The organism is Mesobacterium hydrothermale, from assembly GCF_035818635.1.
Lineage (GTDB): Bacteria > Pseudomonadota > Alphaproteobacteria > Rhodobacterales > Rhodobacteraceae > Mesobacterium_A > Mesobacterium_A hydrothermale.
In genome coordinates this window covers 36,466-51,330 of the sequence record NZ_JAYLLH010000006.1, presented here as the reverse complement: position 1 = coordinate 51,330, position 14,865 = coordinate 36,466, and the positions used below count along the sequence as shown (strand labels likewise).

The 14,865-nt window shown below is 63.5% G+C and carries 14 protein-coding genes; 8 read left to right on the top strand and 6 right to left on the bottom strand.

Annotated elements, in window-relative coordinates:
• The first annotated feature begins 137 nt into the window (after window positions 1-137).
• From VK792_RS06070 to VK792_RS06060, 3 genes are all read left to right on the top strand, one after another.
• Window positions 138-590: a GNAT family N-acetyltransferase gene (locus tag VK792_RS06070; protein ID WP_326296474.1), complete on the top strand. Its 453-nt coding sequence runs from the start codon at window positions 138-140 to the stop codon at window positions 588-590.
• Between the two features lie 136 nt (window positions 591-726).
• Window positions 727-1,374, top strand: coding sequence for an RluA family pseudouridine synthase (locus VK792_RS06065; RefSeq protein WP_326296473.1), 648 nt, complete (start codon window positions 727-729; stop codon window positions 1,372-1,374).
• Window positions 1,375-1,441: 67 nt separating this feature from the next.
• Complete coding sequence (locus VK792_RS06060) at window positions 1,442-1,921, top strand: PaaI family thioesterase (RefSeq protein ID WP_326296472.1); 480 nt, start codon at window positions 1,442-1,444, stop codon at window positions 1,919-1,921.
• Window positions 1,922-2,053: 132 nt separating this feature from the next.
• On the opposite strand, the gene VK792_RS06055 is transcribed toward VK792_RS06060, so the two are convergent.
• On the bottom strand, window positions 2,054-3,499 hold the full coding sequence (locus VK792_RS06055; RefSeq protein WP_326296471.1) for an aldehyde dehydrogenase family protein: 1,446 nt from the start codon (window positions 3,497-3,499) through the stop codon (window positions 2,054-2,056).
• 165 nt (window positions 3,500-3,664) lie between these two features.
• On the opposite strand from VK792_RS06055, the gene VK792_RS06050 reads away from it, so the two are divergent.
• The 5 genes from VK792_RS06050 (at window position 3,665) to VK792_RS06030 (ending at window position 8,010) form a co-directional block, all read left to right on the top strand.
• Window positions 3,665-4,318: a peroxiredoxin gene (locus VK792_RS06050; RefSeq protein WP_326296470.1), complete on the top strand. Its 654-nt coding sequence runs from the start codon at window positions 3,665-3,667 to the stop codon at window positions 4,316-4,318.
• 221 nt (window positions 4,319-4,539) lie between these two features.
• Window positions 4,540-5,037 carry a flavin reductase family protein gene (locus VK792_RS06045; RefSeq protein WP_326296469.1) on the top strand — a complete coding sequence of 166 codons (498 nt, stop codon included), beginning with the start codon at window positions 4,540-4,542 and terminating at the stop codon, window positions 5,035-5,037.
• Window positions 5,038-5,163: 126 nt separating this feature from the next.
• Window positions 5,164-5,826, top strand: a complete 663-nt coding sequence (locus VK792_RS06040; RefSeq protein ID WP_326296468.1) for a phosphatidylserine decarboxylase — start codon at window positions 5,164-5,166, stop codon at window positions 5,824-5,826.
• 3 nt (window positions 5,827-5,829) lie between these two features.
• Window positions 5,830-6,555 carry a CDP-diacylglycerol--serine O-phosphatidyltransferase gene (gene pssA, locus VK792_RS06035; RefSeq protein WP_326296467.1) on the top strand — a complete coding sequence of 242 codons (726 nt, stop codon included), beginning with the start codon at window positions 5,830-5,832 and terminating at the stop codon, window positions 6,553-6,555.
• Between the two features lie 153 nt (window positions 6,556-6,708).
• The gene (locus VK792_RS06030; protein WP_326296466.1) at window positions 6,709-8,010 is read left to right on the top strand and encodes a cytochrome-c peroxidase; all 1,302 of its coding nucleotides are present in this window, start codon (window positions 6,709-6,711) and stop codon (window positions 8,008-8,010) included.
• Here the strand turns inward: VK792_RS06030 and choV are convergent, their stop codons facing one another.
• From choV to VK792_RS06005, 5 genes are all read right to left on the bottom strand, one after another.
• A complete protein-coding gene (gene choV, locus VK792_RS06025; RefSeq protein ID WP_326296465.1) occupies window positions 8,011-9,033 on the bottom strand; it encodes a choline ABC transporter ATP-binding protein in 1,023 nt (340 codons plus the stop codon).
• The gene (gene choW / locus VK792_RS06020) at window positions 9,030-9,860 is read right to left on the bottom strand and encodes a choline ABC transporter permease subunit (RefSeq protein WP_326296598.1); all 831 of its coding nucleotides are present in this window, start codon (window positions 9,858-9,860) and stop codon (window positions 9,030-9,032) included. Before choW ends, choV begins: the two co-directional genes overlap by 4 nt.
• Window positions 9,861-9,982: 122 nt before the next feature.
• Window positions 9,983-10,906, bottom strand: coding sequence for a choline ABC transporter substrate-binding protein (locus VK792_RS06015; RefSeq protein ID WP_326296464.1), 924 nt, complete (start codon window positions 10,904-10,906; stop codon window positions 9,983-9,985).
• Between the two features lie 168 nt (window positions 10,907-11,074).
• Window positions 11,075-12,124 (bottom strand): alginate lyase family protein, encoded by a 1,050-nt coding sequence (locus VK792_RS06010; protein ID WP_326296463.1) that lies wholly within the window; start codon window positions 12,122-12,124, stop codon window positions 11,075-11,077.
• Window positions 12,121-14,865, bottom strand: a complete 2,745-nt coding sequence (locus tag VK792_RS06005) for a tetratricopeptide repeat protein (protein ID WP_326296461.1) — start codon at window positions 14,863-14,865, stop codon at window positions 12,121-12,123. Before VK792_RS06005 ends, VK792_RS06010 begins: the two co-directional genes overlap by 4 nt.

Below are 14,865 nucleotides of genomic sequence, written 5' to 3'. Positions count from 1 at the left end.
ACACGCGCAGTTGCCTTGATCGCCTATTCCGTCCGCCCGATATCGGCGCGGCACTGATCCCTTTTGCAGATGGCCGCCCAAGGGTGGCCCGAAACGCGTGTCCGGTCTGCCCTACGGGGCCAAGACCGGAGACTGACATGACCCTTACCATTTCCCCCGCGCAGGTTGCGGATGCCGACGACCTGTTGACCATGATCGCGGGTCTCGCCGCCTTTCACGACGACATCAGCCTTGCGGACCGGCGCGTGCTGGACCGCGACGTGTTTTGCGACCCACCCTGGCTGCACGTGCTGATTGCACGTTTGGATCGGCAGGCGGCGGGGTATGTCGCGCTGACCCCGGTGGCCCAGTTGCAGTTTGGCCTGCGCGGGATGGAGATCCATCACCTTTTCACCACCGATACGGCACGCGGAACAGGCGTTGGCAGCGCCCTGATGGACGCCGCCCTGTCCCACGCCCGAGGGCTTGGAGCGGCATATCTGAGTGTTGGCACCCATGTCGGCAACGCCGCTGCACAGACGTTTTACGCCCGGCGCGGGTTCGAGCCGCGACCGGCACCGGGACCACGGTTCCGCAAGCGTCTGTCCTGACGTCCGGGGAAGCAGGGGGGGCGCTGCCCCCTCTGCCCCGGCAGGCCGGGGCATTCACCCCCGGGATATTTTCAGCCAGAAGAAGGGGCTTGAATCGCGCTTGCCTGTTGGTGCGGGCTTTGTCACAGAGGGGCGCATGGAGACCCCCTATGCCCCCCCGACGGACCCGATCCGGGTTCTTTACGAAGACCCTGCGCTGATCGCGGTGGAAAAGCCCGCGGGCCTTTTGTCGGTGCCGGGCCGAGGGGCGCACTTGGCCGATTGCCTGATCTCGCGGCTGGCGCTGGCCTTTCCGCAGGTTCTGCTGGTGCATCGGCTGGATCGTGACACATCGGGGGTGATGGTCTTTGCCCTGACGCCGCATGCCCAGCGCGAAATTTCGATGCAGTTCGAAAAACGCGCGACCAAGAAGGTCTATATCGCCCGCGTCGCCGGGCGTTTGACACCGAAATCGGGAACCGTGGATCTGCCGTTGATCGTCGACTGGCCAAACCGGCCCCGGCAGATGGTGGACCACGCGCACGGCAAGCCGGCGGTGACCGACTGGCATGTGCTGAAGGCGTCGGACGACGAGACCCGGGTGCGGCTGCTGCCGAAGACCGGGCGCAGCCACCAGTTGCGGGTGCATATGCTGGCGCTGGGGCACCCGATCCTGGGCGATCCGCTCTACGCCACCGGGGCAGCGCGGGAATTTCCGCGCCTGATGCTGCATTCCGAAGAGTTGCGACTGGGTCATCCCGAGAGCGGTGAGGGGCTGAAATTCCGGGCCCCTGCGCCGTTCTGACGGGACGTTTCCTTGTGCAAGGCCCACGCGCCCCGCTATCACCGGGGGAACAAAGGGAGGGCCCGCCATGACAGTCACCGAACAGACCCACACCGGGGTGATCGCGCAAGCCGACCTGGCGGCGTTGTCGGGTGTCGCGTTTTTCGAAGCGGTGCGTGACGGGCGCCTGCCGCATCCGCCGCTGACATCCCTGATCCCGATGCAGGTCATCGAGGTTGACGAGGGACGCATGGCCTGGGCCACGCGGCCGCCGGAGCGGTTTGTCAACCCGATGGGGCAGGTGCATGGCGGCTATGCCATGACGGTGCTGGATTCCGCGCTGGGGTGCGCGGTGCATTCCGCGTTGCCCGCCGGGCGCGGGTATACGACAATCGAGGCCAAGGTGAACATGACCCGGCCGATCCCGATGGATGGAACAGTGCTGCGGGCCGAGGGCTGGCTGGTAACGCTGGGGGGCCGGGTGGCGACATCGGAGGCGAAGCTGACCGATGCGCGGGGCCGGGTTCTGGCCTTTGGCACATCGACCTGCCTGGTGTTCGACATCTGAGGGGGCAATACGCCTGCGGCGCATATGAGAGGCGCTGCCTCTCATACTCTCCGGGATGTATCGGGCCAGAAGAAATGCAGGCTGGCCTGTCAGGGGGCCGGGCGCGAAAGACCGCGCCCGGCGACTTGCGGGTTATTCGGCGTCCGGATCCCAGCCTGCCACCGCCTTGATTTCAAGGAAATCATGGATGCCGAAGATCCCGCCCTCGCGGCCGTTGCCGGACTGTTTCATGCCGCCGAAGGGTGAGCCCGGCGCGCGGGACAGGCCGTTCATTTCGACCATGCCCGAGCGCAGCTGCCGCGCCAGCCGGTTGCGGCGGGCACCATCCGCCGTCTGGGCGTAGTTGGTCAGGCCGTAAGGCGTATCATTGGCCATGGCGATGGCCTGAGCCTCGTCTTCGAATTTCATGATCGAAAGGACGGGGCCAAAGATTTCTTCGCGCGCGATGGTCATGTCGGGGGTCACGTCGGCAAAGACCGTCGGGCGGACGTAGAAGCCCTTGTTCAGCCCCTCGGGCCGGCCCAGGCCGCCGGCGACAAGGCGGGCGCCTTCGTCGATGCCTTTCTGGATCAGGTCCTGGATCTTGCCCCATTGCACGGCGTTGACCACCGGGCCGATGTGGCGGCCTTCCTGCGAGGCGGGTCCGACGGTGACCTTGGCTGCGACTTCTGCCGCCTGTTCGACGACGTGGTCATAGACCGACGCTTCGACGATCATCCGGCTGGGGGCGTTACAGGACTGGCCGGAGTTCTGCATCATGTGCAGCACGCCGCGTTTGACCGCCTTTTCGTCGGCATCTGCAAAGATCAGGTTCGCGCCCTTGCCGCCCAGTTCCAGGTGCACGCGTTTCAGCGTGTCGGCGGCGGCCTTCGAGATCAGCTTGCCCGCGCGGGTCGAGCCGGTGAAGCTGACCATGTCGACGTCGGGGTGGCTGGACAGCCGGGTGCCGACGCCGGCGCCGTCCCCGTTCACAAGGTTGAAGACGCCCGGCGGGAACCCGGCCTCGTGCATCATCTCGGCAAAGAGGACCGCGTTCAGTGGCGATTCCTCGGACGGTTTCAGCACCATGGTGCAACCCGCGATGGCCGCCGCGCCGACCTTGAGCGTGACCTGGTTCATCGGCCAGTTCCACGGGGTGATCAGGGCCGCGACGCCCACCGCCTCATAGAGGATGCGGTCATTGGGAAATTTGTCGCCAAACGGCGCTTCGAAGTCGAACGCCTTGGCGGCGCGGATGAAATTCTTGAGGTGATAGGACCCGGCACCCACCTGCGACGTGCGCGACATATCGATCGGCGCGCCCATTTCCAGCGTCATCGCCTGAGCCATGTCCTCGCCCTTGGCGGCATAGACGTCGAGCAGCTTTTCGACCAGCGCGATGCGGTCTGCAACGGGCGTCGCCATCCAACCGGGCAGCGCCGCCTTGGCTGCGGCGACGGCGGAATCGGCATCGGCATCGCCCCCGAGCGAGATCACCGCGCAGGGCTCTTCGGTCGAGGGGTCGATGACCTCGCAGTCGCGGCCATCAATCGGGTCAACCCAAGCTCCGTTGATATAAAACTGCTTTTTCTCAATCATTTGGCCTCTCCTTCGTTGGGTTCTGCCAGGTTGACCGGCAGATTTTGCGACACTCTGTCACTTTGGGTTGAGCGCGGCAAGAGAGGGGTTTACATCCAGTATTTAGAATGTATCTAAACAGCCAACCCAAATTCCGACCAAAACGCACAGGAAAGGATCTCTCCCATGGGCCTGCGTATCAATGACCTTCTTCCGAACCTGACCGTCGAAACCGACCAAGGCACCTTTGCACTGCATGACTGGCAGGGCGACAGCTGGGCGATCCTGTTCTCGCACCCGAAGGATTTCACCCCGGTCTGCACCACCGAATTCGGCGCCGTGGCCAAGCTGGCGGCCGAATGGGAAAAGCGCAACACCAAGGTCATCGGCCTGTCGGTCGACGCCGTGGAAGAACACAAGGAATGGAAAGCCGACATCGAGAAGACCGCCGGCGCGCCAGCGAACTTCCCGATCATCGCCGACCTGGACCTGACCGTGTCGAAAGCCTTCGACATGCTGCCGGCCGAAGCCTATCTGCCCGATGGCCGTACCGCCGCCAACAGCGCCTCGGTGCGTTCGGTCTTCATCATTTCGCCGGACAAGAAGGTCCAGCTGATCATGACCTATCCGATGTCGGTCGGCCGCAACTTTGCCGAAGTGCTGCGCGCGCTGGACGCCCTGCAAGCAACCTTTGGCACCCCGATCGCAACCGGTGCGAACTGGGAATACGGCCAGGACGTGATCGTGGCGCTGTCGCTGAACGACGAGCAAGCCAAGGAAACCTTCGGCGAGGTCGACATCGTCCTGCCCTACCTGCGGACCACCAAGTTCCCGGGCTGACCTTCCCGAACGGACGGATTGCCAACCCCCGCCCCGACCGGCGGGGGTTTTCTTTGGTCGGAATTTGGCACCGAACCGCCCTTGGCAGGGGACAGTGCGGACTTACCTATCTTCCTTGTCAGCGCCATGGCCTTGCCGCATTGATCGGCCACGCTGCACCCAAGGCAAACAGGTAAACCGGGGTCTGCGCCGCTGAGCCGGGACCGGGGCAAGGATACACGATGACCGTGCAAACGTTCAGTTTCGACCCAGCCACGTCCGATGATCGCGCGTTCCGCGATGCGCTTGGGCAATTCGCAACCGGGGTCACGGTTGTCACCTGTGCAACGGCTGACGGCCCTCTGGGCATAACCGCCAACAGCTTCGCCAGCGTATCGCTGGACCCGCCGCTTGTGCTGTGGTCGCCCGCAAAGCGCTCGGGGCGGTATCCGTTCTATGCCGCCGCCCAACATTTCGCCATTCATGTGCTGGGCAAACACCAGCATGACATCTGCCGCGGCTTTGCCCGCAGCGGGGATTATTTTGACCATATCGACTGGGAAGCCGGCGCGCACGACGTGCCGCTGATCAACGGCTGCCTGTCGCGGTTCGAATGTGAAAAAGTCGCCGAACATGACGGCGGCGATCATGCGATCCTCGTCGCGCGGGTGCACCACGTCACCACCCATCCGGGCGAGCCGCTGATGTTCTATGCCGGGTGCTACGGCGGATTCAGCTGACCGCGAACCGCCCGCGCACCGGGCCCATCCCGCGGCGTCACCGCCCCCAAGGCCGGTTGAATCCCTTGCAAGCCCCCCATCCGCGCAGTAGGCACTTTTCAGTCCAGAGACCCGAAAGGATCCCCGATGCGGATGACCGACACTTTCATCAAGCCGATGCACCCCGAAGGGCGGAAATTCGTGGCGATCTTTGCCGCGATCACCCTTGTGCTGTTCCTGATCTGGGAGCCGCTGGGCTGGATTGGCGTCGGGCTGACGGTCTGGTGCTATTACTTCTTCCGCGATCCCGAACGCGTCACGCCGCAACGCCCCGGGCTGGTCATCAGCCCCGCCGATGGCGTTGTATCGCTGATCGAACCGGCCATTCCGCCCAGTGAACTGGGCCTGCCCGACGTGCCTTTGACGCGCGTGTCGGTCTTCATGTCGGTGTTCAACTGTCATGTGAACCGAGTCCCGGTGTCGGGTGAGATCACCGCCGTCGCCTATCGTCCGGGCAAGTTCCTGAACGCCTCGCTTGACAAGGCCAGCGTCGACAACGAACGCAATTCGCTTGCCATCCGGATGGAGGATGGCCGTCAGATCGCGGTGGTGCAGATTGCCGGGCTGGTGGCGCGGCGGATCGTCTGCTGGGTGCAGCCGGGCAAGGTACTGGGCCGCGGCGAACGGTTCGGCCTGATCCGGTTCGGCTCACGGCTTGACGTTTATTTGCCCGAAGGAGTGGAGCCGCAGGTGGCCATTGGTCAAACCATGATCGCGGGGGAATCGGTGATCGCCGATCTGAACGGGTAAGCCATGATCGAAAAGCCCGAGAAAGTCACGCTGGTCCAGCTCATCCCGAACATGATGACCATCGCGGCGATCTGCGCCGGGCTGACGGCAATCCGGTTTGGCGTACAGGACAGTTATGAATGGGCGGTGCGGATGATCCTGATCGCCGCCGTGCTGGACGGGCTGGACGGGCGGATCGCAAGGCTGTTGCGGTCTGACAGCAAGATGGGCGCAGAGCTGGACAGCCTCGCCGATTTCCTGAACTTCGGGGTCGCACCCGGCCTGCTGCTGTACTTCTGGGCCTTGCAGGACACGCGCAGCGCGGGCTGGATTGCGGTGTTGTTCTTCGCCACCTGTTGCGTGCTGCGACTGGCGCGGTTCAACGTGACCCGCAAAGCTGAAGACGACACCGCCGAATCCGCCTATTTCACCGGGGTCCCATCGCCGGCCGGCGCGATGCTGGTGCTGTTGCCGATGTTCATCAGCTTTGCTTTCGATGCCGAACCGATCCTGCCGGACCTGCTGTTGGCGATCTACATGGGGGGGGTCGGGTTGTTGATGATCAGCCGGATCCCGACATGGTCGTTCAAGAAGACCCGGATACCAAAGGTCAACGTCAAGTATTTCCTTGTGGGATTCGCCTTTGTCGGCGCGGCGGTGCTGACCTATGCGTGGATATCCCTGGTGCTGATTTGCGTGACGTATATTGGTGTGGTGATCGTCGCCTGGGTGCGCAAGGCAGCGGAATAGCCCCCAAGACTCCCGCTGTTTCAGTCAGAGAAACGAAATGTTTCCTAGGTTGCCGCGCAACTTTGCGCGATGATCGGGACAGAGTTTTCAAGACGCTTTTTCGCCCTGCCCTGTGTGGGGCAAAATCCGATGATGCTGCATCCGGGGGGACACATGCTTCACCGTCTGGTACTGCCTTTGATCGTGGTCGGCGGCCTTGCCCGGGCCGAACCGATCGACCCTGAGGACTACATTCAGCTTGACCCGGCCAAGGCACGGATCGGGCAGCTGCTGTTCTATGACAAGGTGCTGAGCGGCAATCGCAACATCGCCTGCGCCACCTGTCATCACCATTCGCTGGCCGGGGCCGACGGGCTAAGCCTTGGGATCGGCGAAGGCGGGTCGGGCCTTGGCCCGGACCGCACCCCGGGCACCGGGCTGGCGGCGATCAAGGAACGCATCCCCCGCAACGCGCCTGCGCTTTGGAACCTTGGCCACAACTCAGTGAAGAACGTGTTCCACGATGGGCGGGTGTCGATCAGCGACGCCTATGGCAACGGCTTTGACACGCCGGTCGATGACCGGTTTCCCAAGGGAATCGAAAACATTATCGCGGCGCAAGCGCTGTTCCCGATGACATCCTTCGCGGAAATGGCCGGCAACCCCGGCGAAAACGACGTTGCCAAGGCGGTGGCCAGCGGGCTGGAACATGGCTGGCCGGTCATCGCGGCGCGGGTGCAGGAAGTCCCGGAATACACCCAGATGTTCCGCGCCGCGTTCGACAGCGTGGATACGCCCGAGGACGTGACGATCGTCGAGATCGCGAATGCCATCGGCGCCTTTATCGGCAGCGAATGGCAAAGCTACGACAGCCCCTATGACGACCTGATGCGCAATGGCACCCCCCTGCCCGAAGATGCCGAACGCGGTCGGCAGTTGTTTTTTGGCGAGGCGGGCTGTGCATCGTGTCACAACGGGCCGCTGTTCAGCGACCAGCAGTTCCACGCCACGGGCCTGCCGTCCTTTGGCCCGGGCCGGACCCGGCCGTTCGATCCGATCCAGCGCGATGTGGGGCGGATGGCGGAAACCGACGATATCGCGGATGCCTACAAGTTCCGGACGCCCAGCCTGCGCAACGTCGAACTGACCGGGCCCTATGGCCACAACGGCGCCTATCCGACGCTGTCGGCGATGATCCGGCACATGGCGAACCCGCTGGCGATGCGCGCCGCATGGCGGCCCGACATGGCGCACCTGCCCATCGTCGCCTGGTTGAACCAAGAGGATTTCACCGTGCTGGACGACCAGTTGGAAATGGCGCGGCAGGAAATGTACGTCGAGATCGAGCCAGTGATGCTGACCGATACCGACGTGGCGGACCTAGAGGCGTTCCTGCGCAGCCTGACGGGCAAAACCGCGTTGCAGCGGCCGATGGGACGCCCCGATCGGGTGCCCAGCGGGTTGCCGGTCGACTGATCAGCCGCGCGGGTCCAGCAACCGGCGCAGAACGGCGTCGCGAGTGATCTGGCCAACCACGGCGCCATCGCGCACAACACCCACGACGGGGGTTTCGTCCAGTCGGGCCATGACGCTGCGAATATCGTCTTCTGCCCCGACGCGGATCGGGGTTTCGCCCCCGGCGGGGTCCATGACGTCATGCGCACGCAAGACGCCCAAAGGGTTCATATTTGCAACAAAATCAGATACATAGTCGTTTGCAGGCGCCTTGAAGATCTCTCTCGGCGTGCCGCATTGCACGATCCGGCCGCCTTCCATGATGGCGATGCGCTGACCGATCTTGAATGCCTCGTCCAGATCGTGGCTGACAAACAGGATCGTCCGTTTCAAGGTTTCCTGAAGGTGCAGAAGTTCGTCCTGCAACCGGGTGCGGATCAGCGGATCAAGCGCCGAGAACGGTTCATCCATCAGCAGCAGCGGCGCCTCTGTCGCAAAGGCGCGGGCAAGGCCGACGCGCTGTTGCATACCGCCCGACAGTTCACCCACCTTGCGCTCGGCCCAATCAGACAGACCCACAAGCGCCAGCTGGCGATCCACCTGTTCGCGACGCGCCTTGGCCGACAGTCCGCCCAGTTCCAGCCCAAGGCCAACGTTGTCACGCACCGTGCGCCAAGGCAGCAGGCCGAATTGCTGGAACACCATGGACACGCGGCTTTGCCGCATACGGCGCAGCTCGGCCCCTCTGGCCTTGCTGATATCGACCATTGCAGCCCCGTCGTTGACCCGCACCGCGCCGCGCGTCACCGGATTAAGCCCGTTGACGGCCCGCAACAGGGTCGATTTGCCGGACCCGGACAAGCCCATCAGCACGACGATTTCACCGGTTTCCACGGTCAGCGAACAATCGTGCACGCCCAGAACCTGATCGGTTTCGCGCTGGATGTCCGCCCGGTCCTGCCCGGCATCCATCAGCGGCAAGGCTTTATCAGGGTGATCGCCGAAGACGATGCTGACGTTGTCGATCTCGACCGCGATGCTCATTTGCCGACCCTCAACATGCGGTCCAGGATGATCGCAAGGACAACGATCACGAAACCGGATTCAAACCCCAAAGCGGTGTTCACCTGGTTAAGGGCCCGAACGACCGGTACGCCAAGGCCATCGGCCCCGACCAGCGCGGCAATCACCACCATCGACAGCGACAGCATGATCGTCTGGTTCAGCCCGGCCATGATCTGCGGCATGGCGTAGGGCAGTTCAACCTTCCACAAGGTCTGCTGTGGCGTGGCGCCAAAGGCCCGCGCCGCTTCCAGCAATGGCAGGGGGGTAGAGCTGACCCCAAGATGGGTCAGGCGGATCGGCGCGGGGATCACGAAGATCACGGTGGCAAGCAGGCCGGGCACCATGCCAATGCCAAAAAACACAATAGCGGGAATAAGATAGACGAAGGCAGGCAGCGTCTGCATCAGGTCCAGAACCGGACGCATGGCCGAGAAGAGCCGGGGGCGGTGGGCGGCGGCGATCCCGATGGGGACACCCACGCCCATACAGACCACGCAAGACGCCAGCACCAGCGTCAGGCTTTCCAGCGTTTCTTCCCAATAGCCTTGGTTGATGATGAACAAAAACCCGGCCGCGGTCAGCGCGGCGGTTTTCCAGCTGCGCTGCAAAACCCAGGCGATTGCAACAAAAATTGCTGTCATCACAAGGGGATGCGGATATTCCAGAACCCAGAGGATCGCGTCGATCAGGTTTTCCATGAAGACGGCAAGCCCGTCGAAAAACCACCGCCCGTGGTCTTGCAGCCAGTCGAAAACCAGCCGCGCGGTCTTGCCCACGGGGATCTTGCTGTCGGTCAGCCAGTCCATCGTCATGCCCCTTTTCCCGGCGAAAACGCCGGGGCACAGTCCATGCACATCCTATGCACATTCCATGCATACGCGATGCGGACAGGAAACGGCCCCGGGACACGCCCGGGGCCTTGGTTCGCTTAGTTCAGGGCAGCCTTGACGGCGGCCATCGCATCGCCACCGTCCTTGGTGGTCACACCGTCCAGCCAGCCGTCCAGCACCGACATGTTGGCCTTGAGCCAGGCGGCGGCGGCATCGTTCGGGTCTTCGCCGTCGTTCAGGATGGCGCCCATGATCTCGTTTTCCATGGCCAGCGTGAATTCAAGATTGGTCAGCAGCTTGCCCACGTTCGGGCAGGCCTCGACATAGCCGGCGCTGGTGTTGGTATAGACCGTGGCGCCACCCAGATCGGGGCCAAAGTAATCGTCGCCGCCGGTCAGGTAGGTCAGGTCGAAATTGGCGTTCATCGGGTGCGGTTCCCAGCCCAGGAACACGACGGGTTCGTCGCGACGGCTGGCGCGGTCGACCTGGGCCAGCATCCCCTGTTCGGAGCTTTCGACCACTTCGAAGCCCTTCAGGTCGAAGGCGTCGCTGTCGATCATGTCCTGGATCAGGCGGTTGCCGTCGTTGCCGGGCTCGATCCCGTAGATCTTGCCATCCAGCGCATCGGACTGCGCGGCGATGTTGGCAAAATCGGTGATGCCCAGCGCGGCGCCCGCGGCGTTGGTGGCCAGCGTGTATTTCGCACCGTAAAGGTTGGCGCGGACGGTGTCGACGGTGCCAGCCTCGCGGTAGGGGGCGATGTCGCCTTCCATCGTCGGCATCCAGTTGCCCAGGAACACGTCCACATCGCCCTTGGCGAGCGAGACATAGGTGACCGGCACCGACAGCACCTTGACGTCGGTTTCATAGCCGAGCGCGTTCAGAACGGTGGTCGTGGCCGCGGTGGTGGCGGTGATGTCGGTCCAGCCGACATCAGAGAAGGTGACACTGTCGCAATTCGCGAAGGCCGGGGCCGCAACAGCGGTCAGGGCCAGAACGGATAGGGTTTGCTTGAGGTTCATTGGGTGGCTCCCTGTTTTCGACGGGCGGTCGTACCGCCGCCCTCGTCGGATGGCGCAGTTAAACACGGGGATGACCGGATGAAAAACCTAAAAAGACCCCGGACGGGTGGTCCGGGGTCTTTGATGGCGGGCGTCCGGGTCAGCCCCGGGACCGGGTTTCAAGCGGAGTCACCACTGCATCTGCTGCCAGATCGCGGTCTGGTCGCCGCCCAGCTTGGAATAGTTCAGCGGGCGATAGCTGTCGGCAAGGCCGATCAGCGACGGGTCGTAATGGATCGAAAGATAGGCTTCGAGCCAGGCCAGTTGGAAGCTTTCCAGTTGGTCGGTGCCGTCGAACAGGCTTTGACGCTGGCCGGTGATGGCCTGGGTGGCCATGCCGTCCTTGAGGTCGTTCACCGCGAAATTCACGATCCGGCTGAGCGCGTGATCGCAACGCGCGGTCAGGTCGATCCCGCGCCGCGACAGCAGCGCGGCGGACACGGTCAGCGGCGCAATCGCGTGCAACTGGTAGTGCAGCGCGTATTTCCCGCGGGTCATTTCCTGCGGCAGGGACCCATCGGGGTTTGCGGTACAGATCACATAGGACGACGACCACGCCGACCAGCCGCGCACCACGGGATCGTCGATCACGGTGCCGATGGTGGCCCCGGCCAGCGCCGCCCAGGCGCGCAGGTTGCCACGGCGCGCACCGTCTGGGGCCTCTTCTTCCCAGAAAACCATCTGGTCCAGCATCAGCCCTTCCAGCCAGGGCGCGATCCGCTGCATGTAGCGGGCGTCCTTGACGTGCGGGGTGGTTTGCAGCAGCACGAAGCCAAAGCCCGCAAGACGCGAGCCGATCGTCAGCCGCGCGTTGCGCGATTCAAGATTGGCCAGCGCGTTGGCATCGGCCCAGACCGCGATCTGCGACAGGGCGCATTCGGAAATCGCCGCGGCATCGACGCCGGGCTTGGCGACTTCGTTTGCCAGTGATGTCAGGTCGCGCAGAAAATCATCCACCGGCTGAAGTGCGGCGTTGACCTCTTCGTTGCTTTGCTTGTCGATCTGCGAGCGGTTGGCGCTGTCGGTGGCATAGCGGCTGCCATAGGCCAGAGTCATCACCGGCGGCGGCGCGGCATCGCAGGCGGCCGCGCCAAAGGCTGCGGCCGTGGTCGGCAGAACGAAAGGGGTTATGGATACGAACGCCGCAAGGGCGGCGCTGCGCAGGGTTTTCAGGGTCATTGACCAGCTCCAATCCGGATCAGGTTGGCCAGGTTCGCCGCCCGGTCATCGCCGCCGCGCGACGCCTGGTCGAGCCAGGACGTTGCTTCGCGAATGTTGCGGGGCACGCCGATCCCGTAGGCCAGGGCATAGCCGTATTCGGTCATCGCCTTGACGTAGCCGTTTTCGGCCGCCTCTTTCAGCCAGCGGGCCGAATTCGCCAGATCACGGGGTTCACGCGCGGCATCCCGCAGAACCATGCCGTACTCGTACTTTGCTTCGACGCTGCCGTTCTCGATGGCGCGGACATAAAGGCTGCCGACGTCGAACCGGGATTCGATGGCTTTCTTCAGATCGTCATCGGCGGTGCGATAGCTGGCCAGCGCCCACATCTCGTCACCCGGGGTGCCCCGGCCCAGCAGCGCAAACAGGTGGCCTGCGGCGGCGTCGGGGTCATAGGTTTCCAGATCGGGGTTGGCGGTCAGCATGAACAGCTGGCGGTGGGCGTCGGTCTTGCCTTCGGCCAGCACGCGTTCCATCACCTGGCGTTCGTCGGGCGCCTTGTCCTTGCGCCACTGTTCCATCTGCGGATCGGAAATCCGCAGCTTGGACAGCACGTGGCCATGCAGGAAGTTCAGGCCGATGTTGCGCCAATGATAGCTCATCTGGGCATCTTGCCAGATGGCGTAGGCATCCCCGATTTCATCCACGTCCTTGGTGCCGCAGACCATTTCCGACACCGCGCGGTCGATGTAGTCATCCAGCCGGTCGTGGGTCAGGTAGGGCACCGCGAACATCATGGCGAGGAAGTCACCACGCTCTTCGATTTCCTGTTCGAATTCCTGGAAGGTTTCGATCGGGTCGCGGCCTTCCTGTGCGCGCACGCGCGAGAGCAGGCGGATCGCGGCCCCTTCCCCCCGGTTCGACGCCTTGGTCAGAAGCTCGATGACCTCATCGGCGGTCTGCTGGTCGCGGGCATTGTGTTCCACCAGAGCAATCGCCAGGTCAAGCGCCGTGGTCACCCCGTTGTTGAGGTAAATGCGACGGAACAGTTCCACAGCCAGCTTGCGTTCGGTCGGGTTGGTGGCCAGTTCGAATTCCAGTTCGGCAAAGGATTCAAGCGCCTGGTCAGACCGGTCGAGCCGGGACGCCCACAGCCGTTTCATGCTGTCGGGGGCCATCGGGTCGACCTGCACCAGTTCGGCGAAATCGGCAATCGACTGGGTGCGGTTTTCCAGCGCCTGGCTTTGGACCTTGGCGATATGGCGCGGCTCCTTGAATTCGTCCAGAACCAGCAGGTCGGTGGCCGAAACCACGAAGATCTCGTCCTCTGTCGCGCGATAGGCGCGGCGCCAGGCGTTGGCTTCGCGCAGGCGCGGGGCATCGTTCACCTTGCAGCGATAGAGCCCGTCGAGATCGTTCATCGCGTCCATCAGCCCGTGGCGTTCAACCGCCTCGGTCAGCAGAGCGATGACGCGGTCGACCTGTGCAGGATCGTCGCGATAGCGGGTCAGAAGCTTTGCAAGCAACTGCATGCCCTCGGCGTCCTGACGCTCGGCCGCGATTTCAAGGTATTGGATCGCCTCTGCCTCGCCGGCCCAGCGACCGCGACGGGTCAGAACCTCTTTGCCCAGGGTGGTGAAGATCCAGCCCGGCGCTTCGGGCAGCAGCGACAGTTCCTTGAGGTATTCGATATAGGGGCTGAAGGCGGTTGCCTGATCGCCGTCGATGTTGACCGACAGTTCCAGCAGCGGCGAAATCGACGGACGATTGCGGCCTGTGTCTTCGGAATAGTTGTAGCCAAGGATCTTGCGCAGTTCTTCCTCGGACACGTTGCCGGCGGTCTTGATCTGCGCCATCTGCGTGTCGTCGACGGTGATCCCGCGTTCGACGGCCAACTGCAGGTAGTGCAGCATTTCCTTGTTGTCCTTGACCGCCGCGTTGGCGTTCAGGTGGAATTCCACCAGCCGCCACGCACCTTCGGCGCCGCCCAGATCGGCCGAGAACTTGTACCAGGCATAGGCCACGTCATAGTTGCGGCTGACCACGTCGCCGTTCAGGTATTCCCGCGCGATGCGTTCGGCGCGGCCGCAGACATTTTCGTTCATCCGGCCCAGCAGGCCGCCAAAGGCCATGGTCACGGTCAGATCCAGCGGCGCATCCCAGCCAGTGACCGGGCTGCCGTCCAGTTCGAACCGGGCAATCGACAGCAGTGCGTTGGGATTGCCCGCATAGGCCGCGTCGGTGATCAGTTGCTTGGCATAGTCGATGTCGGGCGCAGTACCGATGCCGTTCAGGTAGTACTGCGCAAGGATCAGGCGCTGGTTCGAGCTCATCTCGACCTCGCGCTGACGCAGGCGCTGGATCAGGCCGGTCGATTTCAGCTCTTCGAACTTGTGGGCGTCGATGTGCAGGGTGATCCGGGCGATCAGTTCCTCGATCCCGGCGAATTCGGCATCGAACTGGGCGCGGCGGGTGATCAGCGCGTTGATGAAGTCGAACCATTTCACCGGATCCTGCGCTTGCAGGCGGGTGATGTCGCGACGCAGGAAGCGAATCCGCTGTGTGTTGGTCAGTTCATCGGTGCTTTGGCCGATGGTCAGGTCGTCTTCTTTCGGGTCGCGGGTCGGGGAACAGATGTTCCGAGCCTCGATGGCAGGTGGCATGAACGCAAGGTCCAGCGTCTTTGCCGGGGCCGTCGTGACAGTGCCCAGCGTTGCCAGCAGCGAGGTGGCGATCAGTGAAGCAAGGGTCCGTTTCAT

What these genes read in the sequence shown, in the direction of transcription:
- VK792_RS06070 (WP_326296474.1), top strand. Translation starts at nt 138, where the DNA reads ATGACCCTTACCATTTCCCCCGCGCAGGTTGCGGATGCCGACGACCTG.
- VK792_RS06065 (WP_326296473.1), top strand. Translation starts at nt 727, where the DNA reads ATGGAGACCCCCTATGCCCCCCCGACGGACCCGATCCGGGTTCTTTAC.
- VK792_RS06060 (WP_326296472.1), top strand. Translation starts at nt 1,442, where the DNA reads ATGACAGTCACCGAACAGACCCACACCGGGGTGATCGCGCAAGCCGAC.
- VK792_RS06055 (WP_326296471.1), bottom strand. Translation starts at nt 3,499, where the DNA reads ATGATTGAGAAAAAGCAGTTTTATATCAACGGAGCTTGGGTTGACCCG.
- VK792_RS06050 (WP_326296470.1), top strand. Translation starts at nt 3,665, where the DNA reads ATGGGCCTGCGTATCAATGACCTTCTTCCGAACCTGACCGTCGAAACC.
- VK792_RS06045 (WP_326296469.1), top strand. Translation starts at nt 4,540, where the DNA reads ATGACCGTGCAAACGTTCAGTTTCGACCCAGCCACGTCCGATGATCGC.
- VK792_RS06040 (WP_326296468.1), top strand. Translation starts at nt 5,164, where the DNA reads ATGCGGATGACCGACACTTTCATCAAGCCGATGCACCCCGAAGGGCGG.
- pssA (WP_326296467.1), top strand. Translation starts at nt 5,830, where the DNA reads ATGATCGAAAAGCCCGAGAAAGTCACGCTGGTCCAGCTCATCCCGAAC.
- VK792_RS06030 (WP_326296466.1), top strand. Translation starts at nt 6,709, where the DNA reads ATGCTTCACCGTCTGGTACTGCCTTTGATCGTGGTCGGCGGCCTTGCC.
- choV (WP_326296465.1), bottom strand. Translation starts at nt 9,033, where the DNA reads ATGAGCATCGCGGTCGAGATCGACAACGTCAGCATCGTCTTCGGCGAT.
- choW (WP_326296598.1), bottom strand. Translation starts at nt 9,860, where the DNA reads ATGGACTGGCTGACCGACAGCAAGATCCCCGTGGGCAAGACCGCGCGG.
- VK792_RS06015 (WP_326296464.1), bottom strand. Translation starts at nt 10,906, where the DNA reads ATGAACCTCAAGCAAACCCTATCCGTTCTGGCCCTGACCGCTGTTGCG.
- VK792_RS06010 (WP_326296463.1), bottom strand. Translation starts at nt 12,124, where the DNA reads ATGACCCTGAAAACCCTGCGCAGCGCCGCCCTTGCGGCGTTCGTATCC.
- VK792_RS06005 (WP_326296461.1), bottom strand. Translation starts at nt 14,865, where the DNA reads ATGAAACGGACCCTTGCTTCACTGATCGCCACCTCGCTGCTGGCAACG.